12 protein-coding genes are annotated in these 17,122 nt (G+C 47.4%); 9 read left to right on the plus strand and 3 right to left on the minus strand.

Annotated elements, in window-relative coordinates:
* Both rcsD and rcsB read left to right on the plus strand, forming a co-directional pair.
* The gene (rcsD, locus tag ACKPVM_RS01790; protein WP_409306426.1) at nt 1–2,688 is read left to right on the plus strand and encodes a phosphotransferase RcsD; all 2,688 of its coding nucleotides are present in this window, start codon (nt 1–3) and stop codon (nt 2,686–2,688) included.
* Between the two features lie 50 nt (nt 2,689–2,738).
* Nucleotides 2,739–3,395, plus strand: coding sequence for a response regulator transcription factor RcsB (gene rcsB, locus ACKPVM_RS01795; protein ID WP_409306427.1), 657 nt, complete (start codon nt 2,739–2,741; stop codon nt 3,393–3,395).
* Nucleotides 3,396–3,485: 90 nt separating this feature from the next.
* On the opposite strand, the gene rcsC is transcribed toward rcsB, so the two are convergent.
* Nucleotides 3,486–6,380: a two-component system sensor histidine kinase RcsC gene (gene rcsC / locus ACKPVM_RS01800; RefSeq protein WP_409306428.1), complete on the minus strand. Its 2,895-nt coding sequence runs from the start codon at nt 6,378–6,380 to the stop codon at nt 3,486–3,488.
* A gap of 116 nt (nt 6,381–6,496) precedes the next feature.
* Complete coding sequence (gene gyrA, locus ACKPVM_RS01805) at nt 6,497–9,136, minus strand: DNA topoisomerase (ATP-hydrolyzing) subunit A (protein ID WP_409306429.1); 2,640 nt, start codon at nt 9,134–9,136, stop codon at nt 6,497–6,499.
* 260 nt (nt 9,137–9,396) lie between these two features.
* Here gyrA and ubiG point away from each other — a divergent pair, with 260 nt between their 5' ends.
* From ubiG to ACKPVM_RS01835, 6 genes are all read left to right on the plus strand, one after another.
* Entirely contained in the window at nt 9,397–10,116 is a 720-nt protein-coding gene (gene ubiG, locus ACKPVM_RS01810; protein ID WP_409306430.1) for a bifunctional 2-polyprenyl-6-hydroxyphenol methylase/3-demethylubiquinol 3-O-methyltransferase UbiG, read from the plus strand.
* A 482-nt stretch (nt 10,117–10,598) separates the two neighbouring features.
* Nucleotides 10,599–12,884: a class 1a ribonucleoside-diphosphate reductase subunit alpha gene (nrdA, locus tag ACKPVM_RS01815; RefSeq protein ID WP_409306431.1), complete on the plus strand. Its 2,286-nt coding sequence runs from the start codon at nt 10,599–10,601 to the stop codon at nt 12,882–12,884.
* 49 nt (nt 12,885–12,933) lie between these two features.
* Nucleotides 12,934–14,064, plus strand: a complete 1,131-nt coding sequence (gene nrdB / locus ACKPVM_RS01820; protein WP_409306432.1) for a class Ia ribonucleoside-diphosphate reductase subunit beta — start codon at nt 12,934–12,936, stop codon at nt 14,062–14,064.
* 3 nt (nt 14,065–14,067) lie between these two features.
* Nucleotides 14,068–14,328, plus strand: a complete 261-nt coding sequence (gene yfaE, locus ACKPVM_RS01825; RefSeq protein ID WP_409306433.1) for a class I ribonucleotide reductase maintenance protein YfaE — start codon at nt 14,068–14,070, stop codon at nt 14,326–14,328.
* A 174-nt stretch (nt 14,329–14,502) separates the two neighbouring features.
* Nucleotides 14,503–15,417 carry an SPFH domain-containing protein gene (locus ACKPVM_RS01830; protein ID WP_409306434.1) on the plus strand — a complete coding sequence of 305 codons (915 nt, stop codon included), beginning with the start codon at nt 14,503–14,505 and terminating at the stop codon, nt 15,415–15,417.
* Nucleotides 15,417–15,875: an NfeD family protein gene (locus tag ACKPVM_RS01835; protein WP_409306435.1), complete on the plus strand. Its 459-nt coding sequence runs from the start codon at nt 15,417–15,419 to the stop codon at nt 15,873–15,875. Before ACKPVM_RS01830 ends, ACKPVM_RS01835 begins: the two co-directional genes overlap by 1 nt.
* A 15-nt stretch (nt 15,876–15,890) precedes the next feature.
* Here the strand turns inward: ACKPVM_RS01835 and cueR are convergent, their stop codons facing one another.
* Nucleotides 15,891–16,310 (minus strand): Cu(I)-responsive transcriptional regulator, encoded by a 420-nt coding sequence (cueR, locus tag ACKPVM_RS01840; protein WP_409306436.1) that lies wholly within the window; start codon nt 16,308–16,310, stop codon nt 15,891–15,893.
* A 131-nt stretch (nt 16,311–16,441) separates the two neighbouring features.
* Between cueR and ACKPVM_RS01845 the strand changes: the two genes are divergently transcribed.
* Nucleotides 16,442–16,906: a DUF6097 family protein gene (locus tag ACKPVM_RS01845; RefSeq protein WP_409306437.1), complete on the plus strand. Its 465-nt coding sequence runs from the start codon at nt 16,442–16,444 to the stop codon at nt 16,904–16,906.
* Nucleotides 16,907–17,122 lie beyond the last annotated feature (216 nt).

Here is a 17,122-nt window from a genome sequence, read left to right on the forward strand (position 1 = left end):
ATGCCCGCCATCATCGTGCGTTATTTTGCCCTGCTTAGCTTACTGCTGTGCCTTGTTAGCGGGACATTTGGCTACCATTATCTGAGTAACTGGCTGACAGAAAAAAAACATGCCCTGCTCGATTTGACGCATAGCGTGCAAAAACGTATTGATACGTACCGATTTTTTACTTATCAGATATATGGGGGTCTGAATAACGATCTCCCTGCTAACAGCGACAATATTAACGCAATTAATCTCATGCCGAATGTCTTTTACGTCGAAAAGAACGGGCAGAAAACAGATGCGTTGATATTCGGTCAACATGATACGTCTACGTTACATTCCGTTCGTCGGATCTCGCGCTCACTGGATATTTTGTGGGGAGCAGAAACCAATGTCTACTCTATGTACTATCTGAATGGGATCGATAACAGCCTGACGATGATCTCAACTCAAACGTTGAAAGATATTTCATCTCAGTTTCGTGGTAGTTACATCACAGCCATTGCGGAAACCCGCCGCGCAGAAATGCTACAGCAGGCCAACGCGCTAGATGAACGGGAGAGTTTCTCTCCCTTACGTAAACTACGTTTTTACAACGATTATTATTTTACACTGCGCACAACGTTCAATCAGCCTGGGCATTTGGCCACGATTATCGCTTTCGATTTACCGATTAATGATTTGATTCCAACCGTTCTACCACGTGAAAACCTCCAGCTAAGACAAGATACCCCCTCGACCAATAACAGTATTGATACGAACAACGGCGAGGATGTCTCCGATATCCAGCTCAATGGTTCAACCATTGAAATATCATCATCGCTGGTCAATGCACCTGTAAAAATCGTCTTTCAAATTCCGATAAAAGTGCTGCTTATCGATATGCTGCACAGCAATATTTGGCCATTATTATTTAACCTGGCATTACTGATCGCCTTTATTGTGGGTTTCTATCTTTTCCGGCGCAAATATTCCCATCCGGGCGAGGATCTTTCTCATAAATTGAGGAAGCAGCTGAATATTTATCATGAGACTATCGGTCGTATTCCGATGGGCGTGCTGATTTATGATTTTGGCAACAATAAAGTTATCGTCCAGAACGAATTGGCAGAACATTTATTGCCACACCTGAGTTTACAAAAAGTCGCCAATATGGCAGACGAACATCAGGGCGTGATTCAGGTTACAGTGAATAACGAAATGTTTGAAATTCGTCAGTTCCGCAGCCAATACTCCTCTGATTACTGCCTGTTTCTACTGCGAGAGCAAGATAAAGAAATTCTGGTTAACCGCAAGCTTCAACTGGCACAGCGTGAATATGAAAAAAACGTACAGGCCAGAAAGCGGCTATTCAGAAATTTACTAAGCGAATTTAAACACCCTTTGCTGGCGTTGCATAACAATTTGCAAGCGATGACGGCAACCCACAATAAAGACGAACAACAACAGCACATTGAACAGCTGACAATAGAGACAGCCTGCGCTATTGAACTATTGGATAACATTGCCTTACAAGAGAAACTTGAAGTTCAGGAGTGGGAACAGGTTAATGAAAGTTTCTCACCGCTCACCGTCATGGATAGCCTCTTGCTGGAGTGGCTCCCCCGTATTAATCAGAAAGGGTTAAATCTGTTCAGCCACTATGCGTTGGACATCAATCAAACCTATATCGGTGATAGTGAACTGTTGAAAAAAACCCTTTCACTCCTGATGAATTATTCCATTACGAATACGGAATATGGAAAAATTACCGTTTCCGTGACGCGTGATCAAACCATACCGGAAAAACTGATCATTCAAATCAGCGATACCGGGATGGGAATGTCTGGCACCGCACAAGATAATTTGAATCATCCGTTCCTGACACCGACCGCCGCCGATCGCTTTGGACAAAACTCAGGGCTCACGCTTTTCCTGTGTAATCAATTGTGCCACAAGCTCGGTGGAAAATTGGATATCAAGAGTAAACAGGGGCTTGGGACACATTATATTCTGACAATAAACATGAAGCCGGAGACGATTCAGCCTGAGGAAGAAAAACTTCTGGATGGCATCACTATTCTGCTGGATATTACGGCCGATGAGATTCAGCGTATTGTCTGCCCACTTCTCACCGGATGGGGAGCCAGCTACCTTATTCGTGATGAACGACAGATTAATCAGGACGCCGATATTTGCATCACCGACGATCCGGAAATCACCACAGAATACTCCATATTACTCAGTGGTGATGCTCTGGCATTAATTCCGCTTGGTCCCCATCGACTGCGGACAAATTATAATATCAGCCAACTTTTGCTGGAAGCTTTACTAAAGTTGATTGAACAACAACTGGACGCGACATCCGATGTCGCGGCAACAAATGATGAGCACGATAATACGTTTTACGCCAGTCAGCTCGCATCAAGTGACTATTATTCTCTATTCATTGAGACAGTACCCGATGATTTAAAGAGGCTGTATACTGAAGTGGAAGAAGGTAATTTTATATCACTTTCACAGACGGCACATCGGCTGAAAGGCGTGTTTGCGATGTTAAATCTGCATCCTGGCAAACAGTTGTGTGAGCAGCTTGAACAGCATATTACCGCGCACGATAGTGCACAGATTGAAAATGATCTTCAAGAAATTGAACGTTTTGTCAGTGCATTACTTTCTCCTACAGATTTCAAGAAGCAGGAAAATGATACGCCTGCCACTTGATAGAGGAAGAAGATACAGCAAGGTAGCCAACAATATGAGTAACCTAACCGATGAGTAACCTAAACGTAATTATTGCCGACGATCATCCTATCGTTCTTTTTGGCATCAGAAAATCGCTTGAACAAATTGAGTGGGTCAACGTCGTGGGTGAATTTGAGGATTCAACCGCGCTGATCAATAACCTGCCAAAACTGGACGCCAACGTTTTAATTACCGATTTATCGATGCCTGGCGATAAATATGGTGATGGCATTACCTTAATTAAATACATTAAGCGCCACTTTCCCCATCTTTCCATCATTGTTCTCACCATGAACAATAACCCAGCGATTTTAAGCGCGGTTCTGGATCTGGATATCGAGGGAATTGTACTGAAGCAAGGTGCGCCGACCGATTTACCTAAGGCATTGGCTGCATTACAGAAAGGCAAAAAATTTACGCCAGAAAGCGTTTCCAGAGTGTTGGAAAAAATCAACTCTAGCGGATACGGCGACAAACGCCTGTCGCCGAAAGAAAGCGAAGTTCTGCGTTTATTTGCCGAAGGCTTTCTGGTCACCGAGATTGCCAAGAAGCTGAATCGCAGTATCAAAACCATTAGCAGCCAGAAAAAATCTGCTATGACAAAGCTGGGCGTCGATAACGATATTGCCTTACTGAACTATCTTTCTTCCGTAAACGGTGGCGCAACCTCATCAGAAAAAGAGTGATTCATCCTATCACTCATACCACTCCCGTTGTGCGCTAACCACAACGGGGTGTTCTGATGCACAGGTATCTACTCTGCTACAAGCGAAGCGTCAAACCACTGATGCATTCCGGGCTCGCCGCACCACATTACTATAATAAGATAACGTTTGCTGCAACGTATCCAACGTGACTGGCTTGGACAAACAGTTATCCATCCCCGCTTGTAAACAACGCTGACGTTCTTCTGCCAGCGCGTTTGCTGTCACGCCAATAACCGGGAAATTCCGCCCCTGTTCCCGCAAGCACTGGGTTAATCGATAGCCGTCCATATTCGGCATGTTGACGTCCGTCAGGACGATATCAATCGCATTCTTATCAGGATGCTGCTGTCTATCGGCATCGTTCTTGCCTAATACACTCAGCGCATCAACCCCGTCATTTGCCGTCATAGCCATATACCCCAGCGATCCCAATTGATCCGCCAGCAACCGCCGGTTAATCGGGTGATCATCAACAACCAGGATCATAATGTCGCCATTTTCGGTGCGGTTATAATGGGTCAACGGCGTCGAAAGTGCCGTTGACCGGGCATCTTCCGTTTGCGGGCGATATATCCTTTCAAGCAATCCCGGCAACCCCTGCGGCATTGACGTACTCTGTAACCACCGTCCGGGGGTAATTTCCTGCGCAGAGCCCGTATGTGAACCGCTGATTACAATCTGCGCACGGGAATCTGGCAAATCAGAAACCTCATAATCACTGATAATCACATCGTCACGGCCTACCGTTTGATGCTGATAACGCAACACCTGCAGCCCATGTTCCTGTAAAAAAGCGACCAAATAAGACTCTAACCGGACATTACGCACCATCAGCCAGCAAACCTTCCCCTGTAAATTCACATTAATCGGTACAGGAATATTGCGTGCTTTATAAAGTGGAATTCTGATACCAAACTGGCTTCCCAACCCAGGTTCCGATTCAATCGAGATATCGCCATCCATCAGATTGACCAGCTTTTCACAAATAGCCAGCCCCAACCCTGTTCCCTGAAAATGACGCTGTACCCCACTCCCCGCCTGGAAAAAAGGGTCAAAAAGTCTTGTCGCTTCACGTGGCAAGATCCCTACCCCGGTGTCACGAACCAGAAATTCCAGATAACCATCCCGGCATCCCACCTGAAAAATAATGCATCCGGTATCGGTAAATTTGATGGCATTGCTGAGTAAGTTGGAGAGCACCTGCTGTAGACGCACTGGATCGCCAGACAAGCTGGCCGGAACATTCGGATCGATAAAACAATATAGCGTGAGGCGCTTTTTCACCACCAGCGGCAAATAGTTACTGGTGATATGGCTGATGACCTCATGCGGCGCAAATTCACAGGGTTCAATCTTCAACTGCTCAGACTCGATTTTAGAGAAATCGAGAATATCGCTGATAATCTTCAATAACAGCGAGGAAGAGTTAGTCATCGCCGCGACCAGACGGTTGGCATCCTTCGGTAAAGCTTTCGTCTGGAGTAAATCAAGGTTACCAATAATACCGTAGAGCGGCGTACGCAATTCATGACTAACGGTCGCCAGAAACATGGACTTGGATTGGCTGGCCTGCTCAGCCGCATTCGCCATTTCCTGTAGCGACTCTTCCATTTTCACTCGTGCGCTGACATCAAGCAGCACACAAATAGCCACATTCTCATTGCGATAACGGGAGTGCACAAAGCTGATTTGCAAATGATGATTTCGGCTGGTCATCACATCAACAAACTTGGATTGCTGTTCGCAAATAATACGGGTAATTCGCAACCGATCTTCATGGGTCAGCAAATTCAGATAATTATGGGCCAGTTCATTACTGAGAATATTGGTACCGTCGTTAATTCGCAGAATACAGATACCAACCGGTGCCGAAGCGACAATCTTACGGTTGAACTGTTCATTCTCTTCAAGCTGAAAAGCATTGACTTCGGCTGGTAATAACATCTTGCGCTCAAAGATCCATGCCAGAACAAACAGTAATATGGCCGATAATATATTGAGTAAGGCCATATTAACGATCAGAGTATTAATATGGGACAGCAAGACTTTCATGGGGAGCGAATAGATAATACTAAACGCCGTCGGAGGCAGATTTTTTTTCAATATGATTTCATCATAGCCATTCACATAGCCGAAATAGTTATGGTCTATCGAATGAGTATTGGATGAAGGAATATAGCGACCATTGCCTTCCGAGAATTGTAGAACGGTTTGATTATATTGGTTAATTAATTGCACGCCCGTTGGGAATTTCCCTGCCAAGACAAAATCGTCCAGACGGATGGTCTGTTCTATTCCCATGATAACTTCAAGCTTATTCTCCACATAAATTGGCGTTAACGCATATAAATAACCAATATCGGAGACCTGTGAAGGAATGATCCAGTAAAGCGTTTCATCTCGTGGCACAGCCTGAAGGGTATTTTTTTGCTCCTGAAAACGACTCTGAACATTTTTAAGCAAACCATCTCGGTCCAGTGATTGGTTACGGATACCAAAATCCACCATACATTGCTGGTTGCCACCGACAAAAAAGACGCGGTTAAGATCGTATACTGCTGAAAAATTTTCTCTCCAGCCGTTAAAGAAATCACTCAACGCCACCAGAGGATTATTGTTATCCCTCATATTAACGTCACAATTAGCATCAGGATAAATGGGGTAAATAGCCGGGCTCCCACCCTTATCCATCGGGCGGTTGGTTTTTTCTATCGGATTCAGTAAGCGATTCGTCGTCAGATATTTAAGTTCTCGCACAATATCCGACGCATGGCGAATATACCCTTGGGCTTGATCGAAACTGAGGTTATATTCCTGACGCAGTTCCGATTCTTTTTCATTCAATACTTTATTGATATAAAACACGGATATCAGTGCGCCAAGCGACCAGAGCATAATTGCCAGAACCCGAAATAAATAACGAGAAACTTTTAAGGTCGTATGAAACGAGGCGAGATATTTCAAGTGGATACCGTTGAGTAATGGGAGAACCCGTTGGCGAATACACTACCGAGAGTCGATAAAAAAAGCCAGCGCATCACGCTGGCTTTCGTCTGACTCATCCTGTTTAAGGAAAAGCCTTATTCATCATCTTCAACGATATCATCATCGCCTTCGATGTCGTCAACAGTATCGTCGTCTTCGGCGACTTCGCCTTCAACATTTGCGACACCATCCAACTCTTCATCTTCTACCGGTTCAGCAACACGTTGCAGACCGACCACGCTCTCATCTTCCGCCGTACGGATCAACGTCACGCCCTGCGTGTTACGTCCCACAATACTAACTTCAGATACGCGAGTACGAACCAGCGTTCCCGCATCGGTGATCATCATAATCTGGTCGGTTACGTCAACCTGAACTGCGCCAACAACCTTACCATTACGCTCGCTCACCTTGATGGAGATCACCCCTTTGGTGGCACGAGATTTGGTTGGATATTCGCTAACCGCGGTGCGTTTACCAAAGCCATTCTGCGTGACGGTCAGAATATCGCCCTCACCGCGCGGAATAATCAGCGAGACGACACGATCATCACCTTGCAGATTGATACCACGAACGCCAGTTGCAGTACGGCCCATCGAACGTACCGCCTCTTCGGAGAAACGAACCACTTTACCTTCCGCCGAGAACAACATGACTTCGTCTTTGCCATCGGTCAAATCGACGCCAATCAGTTCATCGCCATCATTCAGATTAACGGCAATAATCCCCGCGCTACGAGGACGACTGAACTCCGTCAGCGCCGTTTTCTTCACCGTACCGCTAGCGGTAGCCATGAAGATGTGGCGACCTTCTTCATACTCACGCACCGGCAGAATCGCGGTGATGCGTTCATCTGCTTCAAGCGGCAACAGGTTAACAATCGGACGACCTCGAGCCCCACGACTGGCTTCCGGCAGTTGGTACACTTTCATCCAGTACAGACGACCACGGCTGGAGAAGCACAGGATCGTATCATGCGTGTTAGCCACTAACAGGCGATCGATGAAATCTTCTTCTTTAATTCGCGCAGCCGATTTACCCCGACCACCACGACGCTGTGCCTCATAATCACTCAACGGCTGATATTTCACATAGCCCTGATGAGATAAGGTCACCACCACATCTTCTTCGTTGATCAAATCTTCAATGTTGATGTCGGCAGTGTTGGCCGTGATCTCGGTACGACGCTCGTCACTGTATTGCGTTTTGATCGCTTCCAGCTCTTCACGAATGACTTCCATCAGACGTTCAGGGCTGTTCAGGATATGCAGCAACTCAGCAATCTGAACCAGCAGTTCCTTGTACTCGTCCAGTAGTTTTTCATGCTCAAGACCCGTCAGTTTTTGCAAACGCAAATCCAGAATTGCCTGAGCCTGCTGTTCCGTCAGGTAATAACGGCCATCGCGGATACCGAATTCCGGCTCCAACCATTCAGGACGTGCAGCGTCATCACCCGCACGTTCCAGCATGACGGCAACCGTTCCCAACTCCCACGACGTCGCGATCAACCCGGCCTTTGCTTCTGACGGTGAAGGCGCACGCCGAATCAATTCGATAATCGGATCGATGTTCGCCAATGCGATCGCCAAACCTTCCAAAATATGAGCACGATCGCGCGCTTTACGCAGTTCAAAAATGGTACGACGCGTCACCACTTCGCGACGGTGACGGACAAAGGCAACCAGAATATCTTTCAGCGGCATGATCTTAGGCTGCCCCTGATGCAGGGCGACCATGTTGATGCCAAATGACGTCTGAAGCTGTGTCTGAGAATACAGATTATTCAGTACCACTTCGCCCACGGCATCGCGCTTCACTTCAATAACAATGCGCATCCCGTCTTTATCAGATTCGTCACGCAACGCACTGATGCCCTCAACACGCTTGTCTTTTACCAGTTCGGCGATTTTCTCAATCAGGCGGGCTTTGTTTACCTGATAAGGAATTTCATGCACGATAATGGTTTCACGCCCGGTTTTCGCATCCGCTTCGACTTCCGCACGGGCTCGAATATAAATCTTACCCCGTCCGGTGCGATACGCTTCTTCGATACCTCGCCGACCATTGATAATCGCGGCGGTAGGGAAATCGGGGCCTTTAATATGCTCCATCAAACCTTCAAGGCTGATGTTTTCATCGTCGATATACGCCAGACAGCCGTTTACCACTTCCGTCAGGTTATGCGGTGGAATGTTGGTTGCCATCCCCACGGCGATACCGGAAGAACCGTTAACCAACAGGTTAGGAATACGGGTCGGCATCACATCAGGAATCTGCTCAGTGCCATCATAGTTCGGCACAAAATCAACCGTCTCTTTTTCCAGATCGGCCAGCAGTTCATGGGCAATTTTTGCCATGCGAATTTCGGTATAACGCATGGCGGCGGCGGAGTCACCGTCAATCGAACCAAAGTTGCCCTGCCCATCAACCAGCATATAGCGCAGTGAAAAAGGCTGAGCCATACGAACAATGGTTTCATAAACAGCAGAGTCACCGTGTGGGTGATATTTACCGATTACATCGCCGACAACACGGGCCGATTTTTTATAAGGTTTGTTCCAGTCATTTCCCAAGACATTCATCGCGTAGAGTACGCGACGGTGTACCGGCTTCAGTCCATCACGAACATCTGGTAACGCACGCCCGACAATAACGGACATGGCGTAATCCAGATACGAGCTTCTCAGCTCTTCTTCGATGTTGACCGGTGTGATTTCTCTGGCAAGGTCGCTCATGGAGCTGCTATCCCTCTATTTAGGCATCTACCCGTATTTAGAAAAGTGAAAAGTTCAAAAGGTGGAAAATTATATCACAAACCGCCGTTTCGGGGGAAACTACCGCAATCAAAGACATCATGCATTTTATGTAAGCAGTGAGAGACAAAGAATACGCACCAACCACCATCGGCGCTCGTTACGACGATGATCACTACAACATGAAGAACGGTGCCTATATACTCGCGTTTAATTGAAGATAAAAAAGGTCGTGATTTTAAATGAATCCAGAAAACCAAGTGCCAAACGTCGACCATCAGGAAATTGCCAAATTCGAAGCGATCGCTTCTCGCTGGTGGGATTTGGAAGGCGAATTTAAACCATTGCACCGCATTAACCCGCTCCGTCTGGGCTATATTTCTCAGCGTTCAGAAGGGGTGTTCGGCAAAAAAGTATTGGATGTTGGTTGCGGAGGAGGAATTCTGTCTGAAAGCATGGCGCGCGAAGGGGCAGAAGTAACCGGTTTAGATATGGGCGCAGAACCGCTACAGGTTGCTCGTTTGCATGCGCTGGAAAGCGGAATGACGGTCAGTTATGTTCAGGAAACCGTCGAGTCTCACGCTCAGGCGCATGAGGGTCAGTATGACATCGTGACCTGCATGGAAATGCTGGAGCACGTGCCTGAACCCCAGTCTGTGGTGCAGGCCTGCGCCAGACTGGTTAAACCGAATGGACACGTCTTTTTCTCCACAATTAACCGCAATGCCAAAGCATGGATGATGCTCATCGTTGGTGCAGAATACCTTTTGAAAATGGTGCCCCGTGGCACACATGACATCAAGAAATTCATCCGTCCGGCAGAACTGATGCGATGGGTGGATACGACGTCGCTGCGTGAAAAGCACATTACGGGTCTGCACTACAATCCGCTGACAGACCATTTCAAACTGGGTTCCAATGTGGATGTCAATTACATGCTACATACCAGGCGCGAACCTTAAGTCAATCCAGGTTCCCTACTGACACTGCGTTTTCACCACGTGGATCTTCACCGTAAGAACGCAGTGCTAATAGTATTAACTTTTGTTGTTACAGAGCGGTTAGCAAAAGAGGCATAAATCATCAGATTATTCTGAGTTTATTTTTTCATTTTACGACTTGATCAATATAACTATTTTCGGCTCGAACAATAAAACCGCAACCAATCAATTATTTCTTTTTTTCTCTTCACAAGTTGACAACGACGGAGAGCCAGAGCAAACAGGCAGTTAGCGAATCAATAACATTCACTCCCTAAGTTATCCACAAAGCACCCCGATTTTGTTCACTTGCAATAACACCGATTTATCATTATCTTGTTGTGAAACCAAACCCCACCCCCTATATATAGTGTTTGCTTCTGGCAGAAGGCACAATTGTGCCCGAAGTGTCGCTTTCTGCATGCATGAACAATAGGGCAAAAAATTGATAGGTGTTACTTCTCATGAACCAGAGCTTGCTCGTTACCAAACGTGATGGCACAAAAGAAAAAATCAATCTGGATAAGATTCACCGTGTCATTACCTGGGCCGCAGAAGGGTTACACAATGTTTCCGTTTCTCAGGTGGAATTGCGCTCCCACATCCAATTTTATGACAGCATCAAGACCTCTGATATCCATGAAACCATTATCAAGGCTGCTGCCGACCTGATTTCTCGTGAAAGCCCGGACTATCAATATTTGGCCGCACGTCTGGCGATTTTCCACCTGCGTAAAAAAGCCTACGGCCAATTTGAACCGCCGACGCTGTTAGCTCACGTCACTAAAATGGTGGAACTGGGTAAGTACGACAAGCACTTGCTGGAAGACTATAGCCAGGAAGAATTCACCGAAATGGATACCTTCATCGATCACTGGCGTGACATGAATTTCTCCTATGCGGCGGTTAAACAGCTAGAAGGGAAATATCTGGTACAAAACCGCGTCACCGGTGATATCTACGAAAGCGCCCAGTTCCTGTACATTTTGGTCGCGGCCTGTCTGTTCTCCGGCTACCCGCGAGAAACGCGTCTGGATTACGTTAAACGTTTTTATGACGCGATCTCCACGTTCAAGATTTCCCTGCCAACACCGATCATGGCGGGCGTGCGCACGCCGACGCGTCAGTTCAGCTCCTGTGTGCTGATCGAATGCGGCGACAGTCTGGATTCCATCAACGCCACGTCCAGCGCAATTGTGAAATACGTTTCCCAACGCGCCGGCATCGGTATCAACGCAGGCCGTATTCGTGCGCTCGGTAGCCCGATTCGCGGCGGCGAAGCGTTCCACACCGGCTGTATTCCTTTCTACAAACACTTCCAGACTGCCGTGAAATCCTGCTCTCAGGGCGGCGTTCGCGGAGGTGCCGCCACGTTGTTCTATCCGTTGTGGCATCTGGAAGTAGAAAGCCTGCTGGTGCTGAAAAATAACCGTGGCGTAGAAGGTAACCGTGTTCGCCACCTCGACTACGGCGTACAGTTGAATAAACTGATGTATCAGCGTCTGGTAAAAGGTGAAGAGATCACTCTGTTCAGCCCCTCTGACGTACCGGGGCTTTATGACGCCTTCTTCGCCGATCAAGACGAGTTCGAACGTCTGTATGTGCAATATGAACAGGATGGCAGCATTCGCAAACAGCGTATCAAAGCTGTTGAACTGTTCTCGTTGATGATGCAGGAACGTGCCTCCACCGGCCGTATCTATATTCAGAACGTTGACCACTGCAATACGCACAGCCCGTTCGATCCGCAGATCGCTCCCGTTCGCCAGTCGAACTTGTGTCTGGAAATCGCACTCCCGACCAAACCTTTGGACGATGTTAACGACGAAAACGGTGAAATCGCGCTGTGTACGCTGTCTGCTTTCAACCTCGGTGCCATCAACAGCTTAGACGATCTGGAAGAGCTGGCGACGCTGGCCGTACGCGCGCTGGATGCTTTACTGGATTATCAGGATTACCCTATTCCTGCCGCACAGCGTGGTGCCATGGGACGTCGTACTCTCGGTATTGGCGTGATTAACTTCGCTTACTATTTAGCCCAAAATGGTGTGCGTTATTCCGATGGTAGTGCGAACAACCTCACCCATCGCACCTTTGAAGCGATTCAATACTATTTGCTGAAAGCATCCAATGTGCTGGCTCGTGAACAAGGCGCTTGCCCCTGGTTTAATGAAACCACCTACTCTCAGGGTGTGTTACCCATAGATACCTACAAACGCGATCTCGATGCAATTTGCAATGAACCTCTGCATTATGACTGGGAAGCACTGCGTAACGACATCAAAGAGTACGGGCTGCGTAACTCCACGCTGTCTGCACTGATGCCGTCAGAGACATCGTCTCAAATCTCCAACGCGACCAACGGTATTGAACCACCGCGCGGTCACATCAGCGTTAAAGCATCCAAAGACGGTATTCTGCGCCAGGTTGTGCCGGAATACGAAACGCTGAAAGACGCTTACGAGCTGCTGTGGGAGATGCCGAGCAACGATGGCTATCTGCAACTGGTTGGCGTTATGCAAAAATTTGTCGATCAGGCGATTTCTTCCAACACTAACTACGATCCGTCGCGTTTCCCATCAGGCAAAGTGCCGATGAAACAGTTGCTGAAAGATCTGGTCACGGCTTATAAATTCGGCGTAAAAACGCTGTATTACCAAAACACCCGTGACGGTGCAGAAGACGCGCAGGACGACCTGCTCGCTGAACCACAAGACGACGGCTGCGAAGGCGGCGCGTGTAAGATTTAAAAGCAAAGATGAGGGCTGCGATGCAGCCTTCATCCCTTTGGAGAGATTCATGGCCTATACCACTTTTTCACAAAATAAAAACGATCAATTGCTTGAGCCAATGTTCTTCGGCCAATCGGTTAACGTTGCTCGTTTCGATCAGCAAAAATATGAAATCTTTGAAAAACTGATTGAAAAACAGCTCTCCTTCTTCTGGCGTCCTGAAGAAGTTGATGTCTCTCGCGATCGCATCGACTACCAGGCGTTACCCGAGCATGAAAAACATATTTTTATCAGTAACCTGAAATACCAAACACTATTGGATTCAATTCAGGGACGTAGCCCCAACGTCGCACTGCTACCGCTGATTTCCATCCCAGAACTGGAAACCTGGGTCGAAACCTGGGCGTTTTCCGAAACGATCCACTCTCGCTCATACACTCACATTATCCGTAACATCGTTAACGATCCGTCTCTGGTGTTTGACGATATCGTGACCAATGAAGAGATTCTGAAACGCGCGAAAGATATTTCCAGTTACTACGACTCACTGATTGAAATGACCAGCTATTACCATCTGCTGGGCGAAGGCACACATCAGGTTAACGGGAAAACGATTACCGTTAACCTGTATGAACTGAAAAAGAAACTGTATCTGTGCCTGATGAGCGTCAACGCACTAGAGGCAATTCGTTTCTACGTGAGTTTTGCCTGCTCATTTGCCTTTGCCGAACGTGAGTTGATGGAAGGCAACGCCAAAATCATCAAACTGATTGCCCGTGACGAAGCATTACACCTGACCGGCACGCAGCATATGCTGAATCTGATGCGCGGCGGCCATGATGATCCCGATATGGCTCAAATTGCTGAAGAGTGCCAGCAGGAATGCTATGACCTGTTTGTTCTCGCCGCACAGCAGGAAAAAGAGTGGGCTGATTACCTATTCCGCGATGGCTCAATGATTGGTTTGAACAAAGACATTCTGTGCCAGTATGTAGAATACATTACCAATATCCGGATGCAGGCCGTTGGTCTTTCGCTGCCATTTGAAACGCGTACCAACCCCATTCCGTGGATCAACGCTTGGCTGGTATCCGATAATGTACAGGTTGCTCCGCAGGAAGTGGAAGTCAGTTCCTATCTGGTCGGTCAAATCGATTCAGAAATCAGCGATGATGACTTAAGCGATTTCCAACTATAACCCATGCGTAATCCAATCATCACACTGCGCACGTCAGGTGCGCAGTTTTCCTGTTCAGACGATGGTCATTCCCTGTTAGAGGAATTGGAATCCCACCGTGTCAGTATTGAATACCAGTGCCGCTCTGGCTACTGCGGTTCCTGTCGCTTACGGTTGGTAAAAGGTAAGGTGGCATACCACCACACGCCATTGGCCTGCATTCAACAGGATGAAATTTTGCCATGTTGTTGTATACCGCTGGACGACATCGAACTTGATATCTAGTTTTCCGAGTTTCACATCCTTGTTCTGCTATGCAATCGCGCCAACAGGTGTATTTCCTGCCTGCTTTCTTTCCCAAGTGGGTTACACTATCTGCTAAGTTGCACTATCCACTAAGTTACACTATGCGCTGAAACTGTCTTTCGCCTTATTTAAAACAACCTGGAGGTTTTAGAAATGTTAACCGTCATTCCCGTATTGATCGTTGTCGCCCTGATTATCGTCTGGTCCGGCATCAAGATCGTACCGCAAGGCTATCAATGGACTGTGGAACGTTTTGGTCGCTATACCAAAACATTGATGCCTGGTCTGAATCTTGTCATCCCGTTCATGGATCGTATCGGTCGCAAAATCAACATGATGGAACAGGTGTTAGACATCCCATCACAGGAAATCATCTCTAAAGATAACGCCAACGTCACTATTGATGCCGTTTGCTTTATTCAGGTCATCGATCCTGCACGTGCGGCGTATGAAGTCAGTAATCTGGAACAGGCTATCGTTAACCTGACCATGACCAATATTCGTACCGTTCTGGGTTCCATGGAGTTGGATGAAATGCTGTCTCAACGCGATAGCATCAACACCCGTCTGCTGCATATCGTGGACGAAGCGACTAACCCGTGGGGCATCAAAATCACGCGTATTGAAATCCGCGACGTGCGCCCACCCGCTGAGCTCATTGCGGCCATGAATGCGCAGATGAAAGCAGAACGTAACAAACGTGCGGATATTCTCGAAGCGGAAGGGGTTCGTCAGGCAGCGATCCTGAAAGCCGAAGGGGAAAAACAGTCACAGATCCTGAAAGCCGAAGGTTTACGTCAATCAGCCTTCCTTGAAGCCGAAGCGCGTGAACGTGCGGCAGAAGCAGAAGCACAGGCAACCAAAATGGTGTCTGAGGCCATCGCTGCCGGTGATATTCAGGCGGTGAACTACTTTGTCGCTCAAAAATATACCGATGCGCTACAACAAATTGGTTCTTCCAATAACAGTAAAGTCATCATGATGCCGCTGGAAGCCAGCAATCTGATGGGTGCCATCGGCGGGATCGCCGAATTAATCAAAGACAGTAAAGACAGTCGGAGCAAATAATGGGTATTGAACTGGTGATGGAAAATGCGCACTGGTTCTGGCTGTCGCTCGGCGGCCTGTTATTGGCTGCTGAGATGCTGGGTGCCAGTGGCTATCTACTCTGGAGTGGGATTTCTGCCATCTTAGTTGGGCTGCTTGTCTGGGTCATGCCGTTTTCATGGCCGTGGCAAGGCAGTGCATTTGCCGTGCTAACCATTATCACCGCGCTACTCTGGTGGTACTGGTTACGCAAGAGAACGTTAGCGCAACCGCAAAGCTCACTAAACCAGCGCGGACAACAGCTCGTTGGTTTACGTGCGACATTGAGTGAACCTATCGTCGATGGATTCGGACGAGTCCGCATTGGAGATGGAACCTGGCGCATCAAATCGGAACAGGATTTAGCTGCGGGGACGCACATTGAAGTGATTGCCGTTGAAGGCATCACGTTACATGTACGCCCGGTTACAACGGCCTGATCGAATGTTGTCCCGTCATTCAGGGGACGGGTTTCCCCCTGAATGACAACATCCCGCCAGATTGTTGATGATAGGACAATCCGCTCCACCGTCTCCCGGACACTGTTCCGCTAACATTAATAAGCGCTCGCGCATCACTTTCAACTCTTCGATGTGCGCTTCAATTTCCTGTACTTTCTGCAAAGTCCGCGATTTAACATCTGCACTACGCCGCAACGGATCGTTAAATAACATAACCAGTTCCCGGCATTCACTCAGAGTAAAGCCCACCTGGCGGGCCTGACGTAACAGCGTCAATTCCTCAACATGATGATTATCATAGCTGCGATAACCATTTTCAGAACGTAACGGCGCAGTCAGCAGTTCTTTCTCTTCATAGAAGCGAATCGTTTTACTGGTAAGCCCGGTTTTTTTTGCCACATCGCTGATATTCATGATTTCCCCCCAACATTTTCCCTGTTAAGAAAGATGACGAAAAAATCTGTTCGTGTAAAATCGCTCGGCTTCATTGGTGCTTGCGACGGAATGCGGCAAGCTGGTCATTATCAACAAAGAAAAAAACTATTATGGGATTAATCAGTACACTCGGCAAGTCGCTGGATAATGCACAACTTCTTAAAGAGCTCCACCAACACATTGAACGTTACAATGTTCCTGTTACGTCGAAAGACGATCTTTTTCAACAAATTATTGAGATCGAACGTTATCTCGGCGGCACAGATTACGCCTCAACACATGCCAAAAAAAGCAAGGTGAATATCCTGACCGGCATTTTCGCCATGCCTGTTCTTATTTTCTCTCTTTTTTTCATACCAGACCGCTATCTTAAATACTTCAATATTGAATTCGACATTGCCGGTATGGCACGAAATTTATCTATGATTATCTTCGAACAGTTATGGGCGGTTATTGCGTATGCCGGTGCATTTGTCGGTTCGGTTCTTTATTTTTATTATTTAAATCGCCGGGCGGAAACCGAAGCAAATAGGCTGATTCAATCATTCATTACCCGAACGTCAGGCCATCCCTGATGATTCAGAGTTAATCACTCAACGGTTCACCATCAACCGGGCACCTCTTCTCTCGCCCGGTTGCTTTCGAACTTCACCTGACATCCCCCTGTCCCAGCGTTTCCTTCACCATCGTTAAAATATACCCTAAATAATTCGAGTTGCGTGAAGGCGGCAAGTGAAGGAATCCCGATGAGCTTACTTGAGTAAGTGATTCGGGTGACTGAACGTAGCCAA

Source organism: Pectobacterium hainanensis, from assembly GCF_046237015.1.
Classification (GTDB): Bacteria; Pseudomonadota; Gammaproteobacteria; order Enterobacterales; family Enterobacteriaceae; genus JBJYIN01.